This window comes from Ktedonobacter sp. SOSP1-52 (assembly GCF_016587395.1).
Map to the genome: position 1 here is coordinate 384,343 of NZ_BNJH01000001.1, position 15,672 is coordinate 400,014.

Annotated in this window: 17 protein-coding genes and 2 pseudogenes; 10 read left to right on the top strand and 9 right to left on the bottom strand. The window is 56.9% G+C overall.

Annotation, left to right across the window (positions count from 1 at the left end; translation table 11 throughout):
* The first annotated feature begins 129 nt into the window (after positions 1-129).
* The 3 genes from JMJ16_RS01615 (at position 130) to JMJ16_RS53500 (ending at position 2,701) form a co-directional block, all read left to right on the top strand.
* Positions 130-630, top strand: coding sequence for a protein-tyrosine phosphatase family protein (locus JMJ16_RS01615; RefSeq protein WP_201377895.1), 501 nt, complete (start codon positions 130-132; stop codon positions 628-630).
* Between the two features lie 645 nt (positions 631-1,275).
* Positions 1,276-2,130: an alpha/beta fold hydrolase gene (locus JMJ16_RS01620; protein WP_201377896.1), complete on the top strand. Its 855-nt coding sequence runs from the start codon at positions 1,276-1,278 to the stop codon at positions 2,128-2,130.
* A 37-nt stretch (positions 2,131-2,167) separates the two neighbouring features.
* A complete protein-coding gene (locus JMJ16_RS53500; RefSeq protein WP_374228908.1) occupies positions 2,168-2,701 on the top strand; it encodes a transposase in 534 nt (177 codons plus the stop codon).
* Here the strand turns inward: JMJ16_RS53500 and JMJ16_RS53505 are convergent.
* The 3 genes and pseudogenes from JMJ16_RS53505 to JMJ16_RS01635 form a co-directional block, all read right to left on the bottom strand.
* Positions 2,674-2,874: pseudogene (locus tag JMJ16_RS53505) on the bottom strand (nitroreductase/quinone reductase family protein); the annotation flags it as partial. The gene JMJ16_RS53500 and the pseudogene JMJ16_RS53505 sit on opposite strands and share 28 nt — an antisense overlap.
* Before the next feature lie 11 nt (positions 2,875-2,885).
* A complete protein-coding gene (locus JMJ16_RS01630; RefSeq protein ID WP_201377904.1) occupies positions 2,886-3,215 on the bottom strand; it encodes an antibiotic biosynthesis monooxygenase in 330 nt (109 codons plus the stop codon).
* Between the two features lie 75 nt (positions 3,216-3,290).
* Complete coding sequence (locus JMJ16_RS01635; protein ID WP_201377905.1) at positions 3,291-3,905, bottom strand: TetR/AcrR family transcriptional regulator; 615 nt, start codon at positions 3,903-3,905, stop codon at positions 3,291-3,293.
* 590 nt (positions 3,906-4,495) lie between these two features.
* Between JMJ16_RS01635 and JMJ16_RS01640 the strand changes: the two genes are divergently transcribed.
* The 5 genes and pseudogenes from JMJ16_RS01640 (at position 4,496) to JMJ16_RS01660 (ending at position 8,506) form a co-directional block, all read left to right on the top strand.
* Entirely contained in the window at positions 4,496-4,846 is a 351-nt protein-coding gene (locus tag JMJ16_RS01640; protein ID WP_201377906.1) for a helix-turn-helix transcriptional regulator, read from the top strand.
* Positions 4,839-5,339: an SRPBCC domain-containing protein gene (locus JMJ16_RS01645; protein WP_201377907.1), complete on the top strand. Its 501-nt coding sequence runs from the start codon at positions 4,839-4,841 to the stop codon at positions 5,337-5,339. Before JMJ16_RS01640 ends, JMJ16_RS01645 begins: the two co-directional genes overlap by 8 nt.
* Positions 5,340-5,351: 12 nt before the next feature.
* Positions 5,352-6,164, top strand: a complete 813-nt coding sequence (locus tag JMJ16_RS01650; protein WP_201377908.1) for an alpha/beta fold hydrolase — start codon at positions 5,352-5,354, stop codon at positions 6,162-6,164.
* A 35-nt stretch (positions 6,165-6,199) separates the two neighbouring features.
* Positions 6,200-6,640, top strand: a complete 441-nt coding sequence (locus JMJ16_RS01655) for a YdeI/OmpD-associated family protein (protein ID WP_201377909.1) — start codon at positions 6,200-6,202, stop codon at positions 6,638-6,640.
* 229 nt (positions 6,641-6,869) lie between these two features.
* Positions 6,870-8,506: pseudogene (locus JMJ16_RS01660) on the top strand (AAA family ATPase).
* 171 nt (positions 8,507-8,677) lie between these two features.
* Here the strand turns inward: JMJ16_RS01660 and JMJ16_RS01665 are convergent.
* From JMJ16_RS01665 to JMJ16_RS01680, 4 genes are all read right to left on the bottom strand, one after another.
* A complete protein-coding gene (locus JMJ16_RS01665; RefSeq protein WP_201377910.1) occupies positions 8,678-9,763 on the bottom strand; it encodes a GDSL-type esterase/lipase family protein in 1,086 nt (361 codons plus the stop codon).
* A gap of 34 nt (positions 9,764-9,797) precedes the next feature.
* A complete protein-coding gene (locus JMJ16_RS01670; protein ID WP_201377911.1) occupies positions 9,798-10,466 on the bottom strand; it encodes a transposase in 669 nt (222 codons plus the stop codon).
* A complete protein-coding gene (locus tag JMJ16_RS01675; RefSeq protein ID WP_201377840.1) occupies positions 10,463-11,491 on the bottom strand; it encodes a hypothetical protein in 1,029 nt (342 codons plus the stop codon). Before JMJ16_RS01675 ends, JMJ16_RS01670 begins: the two co-directional genes overlap by 4 nt.
* Before the next feature lie 468 nt (positions 11,492-11,959).
* Entirely contained in the window at positions 11,960-12,139 is a 180-nt protein-coding gene (locus JMJ16_RS01680; RefSeq protein ID WP_201377912.1) for a hypothetical protein, read from the bottom strand.
* Positions 12,140-12,273: 134 nt separating this feature from the next.
* On the opposite strand from JMJ16_RS01680, the gene JMJ16_RS01685 reads away from it, so the two are divergent.
* The gene (locus JMJ16_RS01685) at positions 12,274-13,467 is read left to right on the top strand and encodes an RNA-guided endonuclease TnpB family protein (protein WP_201377915.1); all 1,194 of its coding nucleotides are present in this window, start codon (positions 12,274-12,276) and stop codon (positions 13,465-13,467) included.
* On the opposite strand, the gene JMJ16_RS56645 is transcribed toward JMJ16_RS01685, so the two are convergent.
* Together JMJ16_RS56645 and JMJ16_RS01695 are read right to left on the bottom strand one after the other, a co-directional pair.
* Positions 13,435-13,629 carry a MerR family DNA-binding transcriptional regulator gene (locus tag JMJ16_RS56645; RefSeq protein WP_201377916.1) on the bottom strand — a complete coding sequence of 65 codons (195 nt, stop codon included), beginning with the start codon at positions 13,627-13,629 and terminating at the stop codon, positions 13,435-13,437. The genes JMJ16_RS01685 and JMJ16_RS56645 overlap by 33 nt on opposite strands.
* Before the next feature lie 263 nt (positions 13,630-13,892).
* Entirely contained in the window at positions 13,893-14,489 is a 597-nt protein-coding gene (locus JMJ16_RS01695; protein ID WP_201377918.1) for a TetR/AcrR family transcriptional regulator, read from the bottom strand.
* Between the two features lie 103 nt (positions 14,490-14,592).
* Between JMJ16_RS01695 and JMJ16_RS01700 the strand changes: the two genes are divergently transcribed.
* Positions 14,593-15,627, top strand: a complete 1,035-nt coding sequence (locus JMJ16_RS01700; RefSeq protein ID WP_201377920.1) for an aldo/keto reductase — start codon at positions 14,593-14,595, stop codon at positions 15,625-15,627.
* Positions 15,628-15,672: the final 45 nt, after the last annotated feature.

Here is a 15,672-nt window from a genome sequence, read left to right on the forward strand (position 1 = left end):
TATTTTGCTCCATATCAATTCGCCAACAATATCTTAGTGGGGAACTACCAGCACGCGAGAAACGGTGGGGGTAACCCAAACATTTTGTCATAAGCTTCTATCACGTCTCATCTGAGAGGGAGATCCAGCATGCGCGCACAATTGTCTTCTCTTCATGAACTGTCTGCCGGGTGCATCAGCACTATGGCCCGTCCACGCGGTGGCGACTGGCTGATGGATGAAATTACCGCCCTACGCGAGGCAGGCGTCCATGTCCTGGTCTCCCTGCTCACGCCCTTGGAGGTCGATGCGTTCGAGCTTGCGGAGGAAGCTGCATGCTGCCAGACCCAGGACATATCCTTCTTTTCCTTCCCCATCATCGATCGTAGCGTGCCACCTCTCAACGATCGCACCCTGGCACTCTTACAACAGCTTGATGAACAGCGCATGCAGGGCAAGCACATCGCTCTCCACTGTCGGCAAGGGCTTGGACGGGCCGCTTTGATGGCGGCAAGTCTGCTCGTGCTCGCTGACTGGTCTCCTGAGAAGGCATTCGAGCACTTGAGCAGGGTCAGAGGCTACCCAGTGCCGGAGACCGAGGAGCAACGAGCCTGGGTGATGGCTCTCGCGACCAGATACTTCGCTGAGTAGAGGTGGGACTCTATAATCACTAACTTCTATGATGCTTCTACGACAAAAAGGGTGAGCTATGTCTGAAACAGTTGCTTTTCTGCTGCCTGGTATGGAGCGAGTTCAAGTCCGCAGAGCCCTGGTCTCTAAGCCAGGTGAGGGTGCTCCCTGGTTGCTGGACCTCTTTTTGCCAGCAGACTACAACAGGCACCCGTGCATGTAACAATCAAGGTTTTGTGCTGTTCGTAGTTCCTCTGCGAAAGAAGAGATACTCGTCCTTCTCCCTTTCACTTCAGGTCCACTTCCAAAGCGGGTCAATCCCAATTTCTTTTTCCTCTCCCTATTTCGTTGCCTAGCAGCTTGTCGGAGAGAAGCAGGTATCCGCTCGTCTGTTATGGTAGGCCCCTTCGTCCTTCAGAATCTCCCAACCGTAGATAGCCTCTTCTCTGGTGTGATTTCCTGTAGCTAGTAGATCGTCTGAGGGTTCGCAATGTGGCACGACAAGCCCGTTACACGCGATGCTGAGCCGAAGCCGAGCTATTAGGCTATTCGCGCTGTTCGGTATTTGAGAATGGGAAAGCTCTGAGATCCCTATACAGGGTCGTTCCTGACCGCTTTCAATGTTATCTTAACGAGAGAGACATATGAAAAGAGAGGATCAGCACTATGTCAAACACAGAACACATACAGACTGGTTTTGCAGAGATAAACGGCACAACCCTGTATTATGAGGTTGCAGGTGCAGGACATCCATTCGTTCTCGTACATGGACATCTTCTGGATAGAAGATCGTGGGACGATCAGTTTGCCGTCTTCGCCCAACGATACCGAGTTATCCGCTACGATCAGCGAGGTTTTGGTGATTCAGGGCTGATTGCGAAAGGGGAGTCGTATTCTGATCGCCAGGATCTCTACGAATTGATGAAATTCTTGGGAATCGAGAGCGCCTATTTAATGGGAGTCTCTGGAGGAGGCGCGCTGGCTCTCGATTTTACGCTTGAGCATCCTGAGATGGTCGATGCGCTGATCCCCGTCACTGCTGGCGTCAGCGGGTTTCGGCCATCAGAAGAAGTGATGAAAAAGCACCCAGATGTGGTGCGGATGTATACGAGCCTGAATGAAGCCTTTGAGAAGCACGACATTGCGCGAGCAGTTGAGATCTCGCTGGAATTGTGGACGGATGGGCCTGGCCGACTTCCGGGGCAAGCAGCGCCCGACGTGCGCGAGCGGGTCCGCGAGATGACGACGCGCAACTGGGAGCGCCCGGATGGTGAGGCGCAGGCTGAGACGCCGCCAGTGCCATTAGAGCCGCCAGCCGTTGGACGTCTGTCGAAGATTGGAGTGCCAACGCTCGTCATTCTCGGAGAGTGGGACGGGCCAAATCCGCTGGATCAACTGGCCACAGAGATTCCGGGAGCGAAAAAGGTGGTCATGGCAGAGACAGCGCATCATCCGTTTATGGAGAAGCCAGACGAGTTCAACCAGATCGTGCTGGATTTTCTTGGATCGTTACAGTCGTAGCAGACAAGAGAGGCTCCGTGATGGTATATTGGAGAGTATGAGTAGAACGTTCAAAACGGTAGACTACGCCCAGGCACTCGATCTGACGGTGCGGTTGGGAGACTGTCTACCGCCCAACCATCTGGCCCGCTTCGTGGTAGACAGCGTGGCTCTGCTTGATCTCTCGGCCCTCTATGCGAAGTATGGGTCACGCGGGGGAGACCCATACGCCCCCGAAATGTTGCTGGGTTTGCTCCTCTACGGGTATGCCACCGGGGTGTTCAGCTCACGTAAGATTGAGCGTGCCAGCTATGAGACGGTGCCATTCCGTTTCATCGCTGGCAATCTGCATCCCGATCACGATACGCTCGCAGCATTTCGGCGCACGTTCTTGCCCGAACTGAAAGCTCTCTTTGTGCAGGTGCTCTTACTTGCACAGGAGGCTGGTGTGCTGAAATTGGGCACAATCAGTCTGGACGGAACGAAAGTGCATGCCGATGCCTCGAAACGCCGACCACGCGTGAGTGTTGCCTCCTTTGCCGCGCGCAGATTGCGCACCCAATCCACCAGGCCGAAGGTCGCTACCAGGTAGCGCTGCCCGTTCCGCTCCACAACCGCTACTGGGGTCGTGCGCGGCTGCCCGCTCTTGCGGCCCCGCACGGTGAGCAGGTGAATTGGCCCCGCTTTGATTCCAGCGCGAACGAGGGTCGTCGCCAGGGCATTTCCCGCTTGCCTTATAAATGTGTGTCGATATGTCTTTGCCATGTACTTATCCTTTACCCTTCAAGAATAGTGCGAACTTTGTATTCGTGTGCATCTGGCGTCGCGATCTGGCGCAATTCGATCAACAGGGGCGTATCCGCCTTCTCAAACACTTTTGCCGTGGCAACCTGAAACGCCTCATGGCTGCTATATTGGGCGTAATTCACCACGCGGGTACCATCGACGCTCATGTGGAAGTTGGCCGAAAGAAAGCCAGGCACCTCCTTGCGGATCATCTTCGCAATCTCAACCAGCAATTCCAGTCCTCGCTGCTGGTTCTCCGGCTCGAACATGAAGGTATTGATTGTGGTCACGACATCATTGTTTTCTGAGATAGTTGTCATAGCTGTCTTCCCTTTCCTCAAGTACTCTCTCACGATCTGGTTGTATGACCAACCAAATTCGCGCATAAAAAAACGCTACTTCTCCGGTGCAGGTTCTACAACAAGCAAGTGCTGGACAAGCTCATAGGCCGCCGTGAGGTCGAGACCGGGCTGTGCCAGTTGTTGCAGGGCCAGGCCATCAGTACAAGCATGGAACACCGACGCGATAGCCCGTGCTCGTGCCTCATCGATACCTGTCTGCTCTTGAATCGTCTGCGCGATTCCCTGCCGTCCCTTCGCCAGCATCTCGCCTATCGCGGGCAGGAAGTCAGGATTGCGCAACCCGAGGGCATAGAGTTCGTAGCGCAACCTGTACCACGCCGTATGACTGCGACTGACCGTGGCAACCGCGAGCATTGCCACCTCCGCGAATGGGCGCTCGACTGACAACTTCTGAAATTCCTGCATCAACTGTTGATTAAAGCGCGTACCAGCTTCATAGATCACGGCCAGTAGCAGTTCGTCCTTAGAGGCGAAGTAATAATGGAACAGACCGGGCGAGACATCGGCTAGGCGTGCAATCTCTTTGACCGTTGTGGCCTCGATGCCATTCTCTGAAAGCAGAGTATAGCCAGCGTCGATCAGACGCTCACGGTTGTCTCGCTGGTGTGTCCAGGTTTTCTTCGGTTTCTTTGCTATTTGGTCGTCCATACAAATATGATAGCGCGATAAACAGTCCCTTGTCAAGCGTGCTTTCACGCTTGACAAGGGCAAAACACAGGTGGTTTTGTCTCTCAAAAGGCCGGCATTGCTCTCAAGGCGAGAACGAGATAGTCGTCAGACGGCTTTCCTTGCATGAAGTCGCTGAGACGCCTCAAAGGTCGTCGTCTGATAGCTGATACCGTTACGTCTGATGGCGAAGAGGATTCTGACCCACACATTGGCCAGGGTGAGCCTTCCCCGATTTGGTAGAGTCCCTAAAGCTGAGATATACTCTACCAAATCGGGGAAGGCTCATACTGTAGAGTATGCAAACACCAATTACAGAGCCAATAGACACATCGAAGCAATTTTGCCCTAATCCAATATGTTCTGCAAGAGGCAAAATGGGCGAGGGAACGATTACATCTGAAGGTTTGCCACTCTCATGTATTTGTCCGGGAAATACCAACAGAAGTGCGTGCTGGTCAGGTGCATCTCTCCGTTTCACTCACACCTGTGTTTATCACTCGATAAGTTACAGCATTCCCCGAAAAGAATATTCCTTGACGAGAATATTCCTCTTGAGGTATAATCTGGGTATGAAAACACTGTGGACTGCTCTGACGGAGCCAAATCGCTTATACATTATTGAACTGTTGCGCGATGGCCCCCTGACGGTAGGAGAAATCACGGATCGGCTGGGATTGCAGCAGCCGCAAGTGTCGAAGCATCTCAAGGTTTTGAGCGAGGCAGGCATCGTTGAGGTACAGCCGCAGGCCAACCGACGGATTTATCGGCTGAGGCGTGAGCCATTCCAGGAACTGGAATCCTGGCTTTACTCCTTTCGTCACCTCTGGGAAGAACGCTTCGACCGCCTGGATGACTACCTCCTGGAAATACAAGGCACCGAGCAACGGACAAGCAATCGAATTGAGGAAAACGATGTTTGAGTATCACTCTCTGAGTTCCCGTGCTGGCGAGCAAGAATTTACCGTAGAACGGCAATTTGCTGCCCCCCGCGCACTAGTGTTTCAGGTATTCACCCAGCCTGAGCATCTCAAGCGTTGGTGGGCACCTCAGCCCTACACCGTGCCCACCTGCGCCATCGACCTACGACCGGGGGGCATCTGGCACTACGCGATGCGTTCGCCAGAGGGGCAGGAGCACTGGTCGCGTAGCGTGTACAGCGAAATCATCCCGCCGGAGAAGCTGGTCTACACCTCGACCTTTGCCGACGAACATGCTAACCCAATTGAAGGCATTCCTGAACATCTGACCACTATCATTTTCACTGAAGAGGGTGGGAAAACAAGAGTGACTGCACATATTCAGTTCGAGAGTGCCGAGGCTCTCAAAGTCGCTCTCGATATGGGAATGCAGCAGGGAATGAACATGACCTGGGATTACCTGGTCGAGTATGTGCAAACAATGCAAGCAAAGTAAAGGAGAAGGTCCATGTCCACAGCCATCGCGCAGCATACCGTTACGTCCAAAGACGGCACCACTATCGCGTACTCTCAGATTGGTCAAGGGCCAGCTCTCATCCTGGTAGATGGGGCGCTCTGCTACCGGCAATTCGGGCCTTCCCAGGACCTGGCGGCGAAGCTGGCTCCTCATTTCACCGTCATCACCTATGACCGCCGGGGGCGTGGTGAAAGCGGTGATACCCATCCATATGCGGTTGAACGCGAAGTCGAGGATCTTGCGGCCCTCATTGAGGCCGTAGGTGGAACAGCGTATGTGGCCGGGCAATCCTCAGGGGCAGCGCTTGCCATGGAAGCGGCGAATCAGTTACCAGGGATCACAAAACTGGCTCTGTATGAGGCGCCATTTGTTGTCGATGAGACAGGCAAACCGGTAACGCAGGCATTCTTAGCCAGGCTCAAAGAGGCGGTCGCGCAGAACCAGCGCTCGAAAGCGGTCAAAATGTTCATGAAACAGGTCGGAACGCCCGGTTTTATGCTTGCCATTATGCCGCTCTTCCCGATGTGGTCGAAATTGACCGCTGTGGCGCATACCTTGCCGTACGACATCAGCATCATTGTCGCTTACGGGTCGGGCAAACCATTGCCGCCTACGCTGGGGTCCAATATCAACGCCCCAATCCTGGTCATGGATGGGGGAAAAAGTCCGACATGGATGCGACATGCAATGCACACACTGGCCCAGACGCTCCCTAATGCGAACTACCGCACCTTGGAAGCGCAAACCCACATGGTCAAGGCAGAAGCCCTTGTTCCCTCCCTGGTCGAGTTCTTGACCGCCTGATATCTCTAAGAAGAACTGAGAAAGGAAGCTCACGCGTGCAATTTTGTACACAAATAGAACGACATGGGAAGACAGCAACAGGTATTCAGGTCCCACCCGATATCGTTGAGAGCCTCAAGTCGGGCAAGCGCCCACCGGTTCGCGTCACGATCAACAACTACACCTACCGCAGCACAGTCGCCCCCATGGGGGGCAAGTTCCTGCTTCCCGTCAGCGCCGAGAACCGTGAACAGGCTGGTGTGAAGGCTGGCGACGAGGTGGATGTAGAGATCGCATTGGATACCGAGCCGCGCGAGGTGGCAATACCCCTCGATTTCAAGGAAGCCCTTGACGTCCACGCAGATGCCGGGCGCATCTTCGACGGACTATCAAAAAGCGCGAAGCAACGCATCATACTCTCCATCGAAGGAGCCAAAACCGCCGAGACAAGGCAGCGGCGCATCACTAAGGCCATCAGCGAACTACGCGAGGGATGAGCCTGGCGCAGACATTCATACAGCGATTGTGATCTGCCAAGCAAGCTCTTACAGAGAACGTGGCGAGAAAGCCCTGGTCATTGATGCCAGGGATGAATCGCCACATCCGCTCTCGTGCGCGAAGAGAACAGCGTATTTTTCTCAAATAGAACTTGTGTTCTTCTGCTCGTTCTGGTAGAATCGGCATATCAGCACGATTCATCGGTGGGAATGGAGAGAAGGAGCCGACATGCCTGGACAACGCCAGAGACAGCAGAAGCCAAAACATCCCAAGGAGAAGCGACTGGCAACGCCTACCTTTCTGCTCGAACTGCCCCTCGTCGTCGACCCAGGACAAGCCACTCGCCTGCGCGCTCACCTGGAAGCCGCTCGCCAACTCTACAACGCCATCCTCTCCCAGGGACAGAAACGCCTGCGCTGCATGCGAGCTGACGCTGCCTGGCAAGCGGCTCGCGATCTTCCTCGCACGCACAAGACCCAACGAGCAGTAGCCTTCTCCGCTTTGCGCAAGCAGTACGGGTTCACCGAGGCGGCATTGCATGAAGCCGTCAAAGGCTTGCGCGTAGGATGGATTGCCGAGCACATCGATGCCGTGCTCGCCCAAACCCTGGCGACCCGTGCCTACCGCGCCCTCAACCGCGTCTGCCTGGGCCAGGCCACACGCGTGCGCTTCAAGAGCCGAGGGCGTGGTTTCTCCAGCATCGAGAACAAGCGCAATGATACCGGCCTGCGCTTTGTCCTGCAGCCACCCAAGAAGGGAAACGCAGGGTTCCTGCTCTGGAACGGAGACCAGCTTCCTGCCTTCATCGATTGGAAGGACGAGGTGGTGATCCATGGGCTCAGGCACCGCATCAAGTATGCCCGCCTCGTCCAGCGTCCTGCCAGCAGTCCCAGAGCGGCGGGCGCCGATGAAGAGGGCTATCGCTATGTCGTGCAACTGGCACTGGAGGGCAAGCCCCACCGAAAGAAAAAACACCCAGTTGGCACGAGCATTGTTGGCGGTGACCTTGGTCCCTCCACCCTGGCCCTCTTCCCTCAGGAAGGAGAGGCAAGCTTGGAGGTGTTCTGTGCACAACTGGCTCCTGACGCCGGAGCCATTCGTCGCTTGCAGCGGCAGATGGATCGGCAACGAAGGGCAGCCATCCTGAGAACTACGACGAGAAGGGGCGCATCAAGAAGCAGGGCAACAAGAAGCTGCGCTGGAAGCAGAGCAAGCGCTACCAGATCACGCGGCGGCGCAAGGCGACCAGAGAGCGCAAGTTGGCGGCGCACCGCAAGAGCCTGCATGGCCGCAAGGTGCATGAAGTGCACAAGCTGGGCAACACCATCATCATCGAAAAGATTTCCTACAAGGCATGGCAAAAGCAGTTTGGCAAGAGTGTGGGATTGCGAGCACCAGGAATGTTTGTTGAACTGTTGAGACGCACCGTTGCAAGCACGGGCGGCATCCTAGTGGAAGTTCCCACACGAACGACGGCGCTGAGCCAATGGTGCCACGGCTGTGGCAAGAAGGTCAAGAAGCCGCTCTCCCAGCGCTGGCATCAGTGCGCCTGTGGCATAGGTCCCGTCCAACGCGACCTGTATTCGGCGTTTCTGGCCACGTATCTCGATCCAGCAAATCCCCTTCCCTCGTGTGCCCGATACCAGCCGTATTGGGAAGGTGCGGAGGCGCGCCTGCGGGCAGCACACGAGCGTACCACACAACGTGCGAGAGAGGGGCAGGCGCTGCCCCGAAGCTTGGGTGTGACTCGAGCCAGAGCGCGTCTGCCCGAAAGTCCAGGGGAACCACCACTAGAGCCTGCTCTTCTCCTTTGGCGTGAAGAACGGGAAGCGTGGGCCGAACTTTTGGAACCCCCGTTGCTTTAGCACGGGGAGCTCTCAGCTATCGAACGTATCTGAAGGCTCTCCCGGCTCACATTACGAGTGCGAGCCTGACCATGAAGGGTGTGTCTGTGCGACTGGGGTACTTGCCAGTCGCACAGACACACCCTTCATCCTGAGCGCCATAAGCGTGAATGTTCGCAGTCAGCAAGGATGCTACTTACGCACCATGCTATTCTGATACAGGAGATTGCGGGCGCTGTTGACAGCACCAGCTAGCGCTTGATAGCCCGCGCTGTTTGGATGGAAAGAATCATGAAGCGCGTCATTCAGTCCCGCGATTTCGTTAATCCACTCCTGGCTTTCGTCAGCGGTACAGGCTTCGTGACCGGCGAAAGCCTGCTCAACTTCCTGCGTGGCAGCGGAGACTCCGGCCTGACTCGCTGCTTGCGCGATGGTATCGTTCAATTGCGCAGCCAGATCCCGAATCATCTGCATTTCGCCCGCGCCCAGACCCGTGTAGACGATAGGGTTATGACAGTCCGCGATAGTTGGGTCCGCGACGAGTAAAGGGTAGCCAAGGATAATGATATCCGCTCCCGGTGCCGCTGTCCTTAGTTCCTTATAGACCTGAACCAGGCGTGGCTCCAGGTTCGTAATCCGTTGCGAGATCGCGTCGCGCCTGGATTTACAGGAAGTAAAGCTCGTGATGCAATTAGTTAGCTCAGACGAGAAACCAATATCATTGCCACCAATCGTGAGCGTAATGAGCGTCTTCCCGCGTGGGTAGCTTTGGAGTTCACCAAGTTGTGTGCCAGGCAACCAGGAATACTGAACGGTCTTGTCAATGTTATCCGCCACGGCTCCTGAGCAGGCAATCAAAATGGGTGTTGGTGCGCCAGAAGCAAGCAGATACGGATAGCTCTTGGTGGAGCGATAGCAATTCTTCGCGCCATTATAGGGCGGCGCGCCGTCGCCAGCCGTGTAAGAGTCACCAAGAGCATAATAGTTGTCATAGCTCCCAGAAAAGCCTTTTGTCCGAACTTCAATAGGATCGGACGACAGCCCCTGAGTTGTTTCCGCTACAGGCGTGATACTAAAGCGATACCAGCGTCCTACCTGTAAGCCGATTAGCGAATACGAGGTACCAGTCACAACCGTTGGAAGCTGCGTCGTTTGCCCGCTCACCAGGTCCGTTTCATTGATCAGGTACCCCGTCGCGTTCGTTGCCGCGCCCCAACTGAGGGATACCTGCTGGTTGCCAGGTGTGCCATTGAGAGACGTTGGCTTGCCCGGCGTCACCGCCTCTGCCAGAGCGCCGCCAGGAAAAAAACCGTCAGGGCAGAGATACCGACTGAGTAGCCTCGGTCCAGCGTGATTCGAGCGAGGCCAGCACGGAAGAACGCTTGTGACGGAAACGAAACCGCGTGAGCTGCTCCTGCTGGGCACGGGTCGTCTGCTGGCGCAGTTCTCTCCACCGGCCCCGGTCAAGCTGAGCAATCTGGCGCTGCAAGTGGTGGCGGTGGGTCTCATCTTGCTCCCACCAGGGCGCATAGGCCACGCAGCGCCCATAGCGCAACAGATACGCATTCCAATTCTTGCGCCCGCTCACCCGGCGATACTGCGTTTTGAGCGCGCGAATGCTGCGCTCCATGTCATTGTTGGTGCGCGGAAAGTCCTCCCGCTCATAACACTGCACCAGGTACGGGCGCAGATTCGAAAGCACCTGCAGCAGCTCCCGTAGGCTCTCCTGTTCCAACTCCGAGAGGGGGGACGTTTCCAGAAGTTGGACCATCTGCTCGCGCCACGCGTCCAGGCGTCGTCCCACGCTCTCATTGCTCACGGGTTCTGCGAGCGTGCGTGCCGCTTCTTTCACCAGGATCGCTTCGACCTCACAGAGCCAGCCATACATCCGCTTGACCTGTCTCAGGTGCTCTGCCCAGGTTGCCCGTTCTGTCACAATTGCCTGCAGACGGGTGAGCTTCTGTTCACACCGCCGACTCACGGCGCCCCCTTTTTGAGCAAGTGCTGGAGACTGGCTTCGATCTCCTCCAGCATCTGGCTTGCCTCGACCGTCGCAAAAGTCAGCGGCTGCACGCCGTCGATATTGAGCGCGGTCAAGATCCCAGTGGCGTACGCATCCAGCACGCGGAGCTGCTCGGCCTCCTGAGGCGAGGCGGTCACGAGGGCCTTCTTGATCTGTTTGCGCACCGCACGAACCTTCGGCTGTAAGCGTTTGCGGATCGCCGTTTTCGCCGCTTTGTCTGCTTCAAAGGCGGTCTTGGAGGCATCGCGCAGCGCATGGAACTGACACACCTGATGAGGGACCTCCGGCCAGAGCTCCTGGAGTGCCAGCAGCTCACTTTCCTGGGCATCGCTGATCGTGCCCAGCACCTTCACCCCCAGCTCAACCACCGGAGTCAAGAGTGCTTTCATGACGGCAGTCTCCGAGGAGAGCACATTCTCGGCCACCAGGACCCGCCCAGTCAGCGCATCGCGGACCAGGTACACTGTCTCGTTCCCTTTGTCAGGCTGAATGCCGTCGATGGCAACAATGATGCCCCCGTTCTTCTCGACTTGGGCCAACCACTCCTGGTCCTCGTTGGCCGCACTCGCTGCCCGCAGCAACGTGCAGTACGCATCAAACAGGTAGAGCACTTCTCGGCGCGCGATCTTGACTCCCAACGGGGCCAACCGGGCCAGTAACTCGCGATGGATCTCGTCGACGGTTTGGTGCTCGACCAATCGCAGCCGCCCCACCAACAGCACCACATCCACCCCATACGTGAAGTGGGGCAGGGCCAGCGCATCCGCTCGCGCACTGCGATACGTCCGCTGATGGCCCACACACTGCGCATCGGAACAGCGGTAGCCCGCATGCACCAGTTTGATCACCTCCTGCAACGTGACCACCGTGCGTTCCGACAAGGTGACGGCCCGCCGGAGTCGCTTCTGGCAGTCGGCACAGTGTGTCACTTCGGGACGGTAAAAACGTCGGCTGACCTGGGAAAATGTCCGCGCAGGTTTCATGCGTTTCTCTCCTGGCTGTTTCTGAGATCCTTTCCTGGTGGAGAGTGTACCACATGGGCTCAGTCGGCATCTCTGCCCCTACGGAAAAAAAATAGTTCCCGCCATCGCCACGATAGCAGGAACGAAGAGCATGAGCCAGAAGCGTGAAAATAATGGGGGCTTTTGGCCTCTCACCGAAACATGAGGGGAGTGTCGCATGGTTCCTTCCTCTCTTTACTCGAGCCGATTCAGGGAAACACCAATACATCCTATGTGGTATTTGCCACTACGCTCACCTCTGAGCGCACTCGAGCAGATCTATTTCAAGAGTAACATGCAAGACACTCTATTGCAAGCGTTTGAGGTATGGATTCGGAGAACCTTTGTACCTGCGACTTCGCGTCCTCTGCCACGTTTCACCTGTCCGGCTCAGGAGGCCCGCGTCTCTAGAGACGCGGGCCTCCTGAGCCGGACAGGTGAAACGCAAATTTATCCCGTTGCAATAACCACTGCCTTTTCAGCCTGGATATGCTGCTGGAGTTGGGCCTGTCTGAGCCGTAGCATCCCTTGCAATGCCTCAGGAGAAATGCCTTTGTCCAGAATCTCGACAATCTGTGTGAGCCCCAGTCCAAGCTCCTTAAACGTCAGAATGCGATGCAGGTACGGCAATCCATCATAAGAATAGCGCCATGCGGGGACCTCAGGCTTGAGCCATGGAGAGGAGCATGGCGCACTCCGTTTCTCATTGCATGCAATTGACGAATAATACTCATATATGGTACACTTTGTGCATGGAAAGAACCGTGCGGATTCAGCTCCAAACGACGGGAGAACAGGCCAGAGCCTTGCAGGAGACGCTGGCTCAATTTACCCTGGCCTACAATCACGTGTGCGCCTACGGCTGGCACCAGGGCGAGAAGAATGGCGTGCGACTGCACCACGCCACCTATTACCAGACCAAAGCCCTCTGCCCTGGACTGGTGAGCGACTTGCTCATTCAGGCTCGCGTCAAGGCCACAGAAACGCTCAGGAGCGCCTTCACCTGGAAAGCCAAAAAGGAAGCGGCTTACCCCAAAAAAGCCGCCAGGGCGCAACAACAAGGCAAGCCTGCCCCACCCTTCAAGCCAGTTCGCTGTCCTTGTTCGCAGCACTGTGCGGTTCGCTACAATGTCCATACCTACACCCTCGACTGGGCGAGTCAAACCGTTCGCCTCTCTACGACCCAGGGCAAGATGAGCCTTGCCTTTACCGTTCCTCATTTCAGCGAGCGCTATCGAGGCTGCAAGATTGCCACGGCCGATCTGCTCTGCTGCAACGGACGTTGGTGGTTGCATGTGGTGGTGAACGTCCCCGAGCCCGTGGTGCCGCCTCATCCAGAGGTCATCGGGGTGGACCTGGGCCTCAATCGCCCTGCAGTCACCTCCACGCGTCACTTCCTTGGCACCCGCCGCTGGAAAGAGATTGATCGTCGCACCTTTCGCCTGAAACGCAAGCTGCAGTCCAACGGATCCAAATCGGCCAAACGCCACCTCAAGAAGCTGGCGCGCAAGCAGATGCGCTTCCACCGGGACTGCGATCATGTGCTCTCCAAACACCTGGTGCAGCAGGCTGCCCCTGGCAGTACGATGGTGCTTGAGAACCTGACCAACCTGCGAGAAGGGGTTCGTCACCGCAAAGGAGAGGGACAGCGCAGGCTGCATACCTGGTCCTTTGCGCAATTGTACGGCTTCATTGCCTACAAAGCTCAGGAGCGAGGGATCGTAGTCGAGCGAGTCGATCCGCGCCATACCTCGCAAACCTGTTCGCGTTGTGGGCATCAGGCGCGCAACAATCGTCGCTCGCAGTCGCTCTTTCACTGCCGCTTCTGTGGATATCAGCTCAACGCCGATCTCAATGCGGCGATCAATATTCGAGACAAATATTGTCTTGCTCAGAATGGTAGACCTGTTCTGAGTGGGCCGCTGTCAGACGGCCTCTCGTCTCAGGCTTCGGCCTAGGGACAAGCCCCTGCATGTATGCATGGGGTCTCTGACCGTGTAGAATCTATAGTCAGTCTCAGGGTCGACATGGATCGGCTTGAGGAGTCCGATCTCATCGTAGTAGCGCAAGCTGGTCATCGACACCTCGGCGAGCCTGGCAAAATCGCGAATCTTTAACATCTTATTTTAACGTGAGTTCTGGATAAGTAGATCCCACTCCGATGAGCTATGATAGGAGCAAAACCAACCACTTCTATCCGCCTGTCCATTTGGGAATTCTATGGGTGGAATCAGGATACATTGATGAGTGACCTGCTCTCTTGTCTCCGGGAGGACCCACTCACCGATGTATCAATATGTTCGCTCACGGAATTCCCAAATGGATACGAAGTTGACCAACCGTATCGAGGTACGGCTGTTGCTTCTTCTCTGGATCAGCAGGATCAGGTCGATCTCTCCCCCCGGAGTCCCGCAATGAGCAGTTCGACCATGCGGCGGGCGTCGTAGCGCGGGTCAAGGTCTCCACCAACGCAGAGGCTACCGATGCCACGCATCAGTTCATAGGCGTCAATATCGGCGCGGATCTCTCCGGCTTCTGCGGCGGCGGCGAGCAACTGAGCGCACACGGGCACGAGGCGGTCAAGGAAGTAGGCATGCAGCGCATCGAAGCCGGCGCTGTCTGATTGCAGGACCGCAGCGAGTCCATGCTTGGTGACCAGAAAATCCACGAAGAGGTTGATCCACTGACAGAGGGCCGAGTGCGGCGAGTCACTCCTGGCCAGCAGGACCGGACCAGCCTCGGCACAAGCTTCGACCTGATGGCGGTACACGGCCACCACGAGATCCGCTCGCGTTGGGAAGTGGCGGTAAATCGTCCCCATTCCGACGCCTGCCGCCGCCGCGATGTCACGCACTGGCGCCTCGACACCGGACGTGACGAACACAGCAGCGGCGGCGGCGAGCAACGCCTGCTCGTTGCGCTGCGCGTCGGCCCGAATCTTGCGGGCTGGTTGCCCTGCTCCCTCGTCGTTGGTGGTCATCGCTTCATTCCTCAAACCAGAGCTTGACAAACGGAACATCGTTCCGTATACTATGAATCGGAGCAACGCTCCGATTCATAGTATACCATGGAGGAAAACAATCATGCAATATCGTACCCTCGGCCGCACCGGCATCGCGGTCAGCCAACTGTGTCTTGGCGCGATGATGTTCGGCTCCTTCGGCAACCCCGATCATGACGAGTCGATCCGCATTATCCACAAGGCGCTGGACGCCGGGATCAACTTCATCGACACCGCCGATGGCTACTCCGCCGGCGAGTCAGAAGAGATCGTGGGCAAGGCGCTCTCTGGCGGACGGCGCGAGCATGTAGTGCTCGCGGTCAAGTTCGGCCCTCCTTTCGACCAGGACCCCAACCATCGCGGAGCGTCGCGGCGCTGGATCACGGAGGGGGTCGAAGGCTCGCTGCGCCGGCTCCAGACTGATTGGATCGATCTCTACCAGGTGGGTGTTCCCGATCCCAACACCGATATCGACGAGACCCTTGGCGCCTTGTCTGATCTCGTCCATGCCGGCAAGATCCGCTCCTTCGGCGCGTCGAAGGTTCCCGCCTCACAGATCGTCGAGGCCCAGTGGACCGCTGATCGCCGTGGACACGAACGGTTTCGTACCGAGCAGCCCCCCTACAATCTCCTGACCCGCACGATCGAATACGACGTGCTGCCGACCTGCCTGCGCCACGGCATGGGCGTGTTGGCCTACAGCCCGCTGGCCGGGGGGTGGCTGTCGGGCAAATACCGCAAGGGCCAGGGAGTCAGCGGGTCAGCCTCCCCCTTTCGCGCCTGGTTCTCTGGGCTCTTTGACTCCACCAACCCAGCCAATGCCGCCAAGCTCGACGCCGCCGACGCCCTCGGCGCTCTCGCCGACGAGGCTGGGATGACCCTCATCCAGATGGCAGTCGCATTCGCCATCCGCCATCCTGCGGTCACCTCCACGATCATTGGCCCGCGCACCATGGAACACCTGGACGCCTACCTCGAGGCTTCCGGGATTGACCTGTCGAGCGACGTGCTGGACCGCATCGACCAGATTGTTCCCCCCGGAGTCACGATCAACGTCGCCGACAACATGTGGGACTTCGGCACAACAGCGCTGAGCGCCGCGTCTCGCCGCCGCTAATTTGTCCATTTGGGAATTCTATTGGGTGGAATCAGGATACATCGA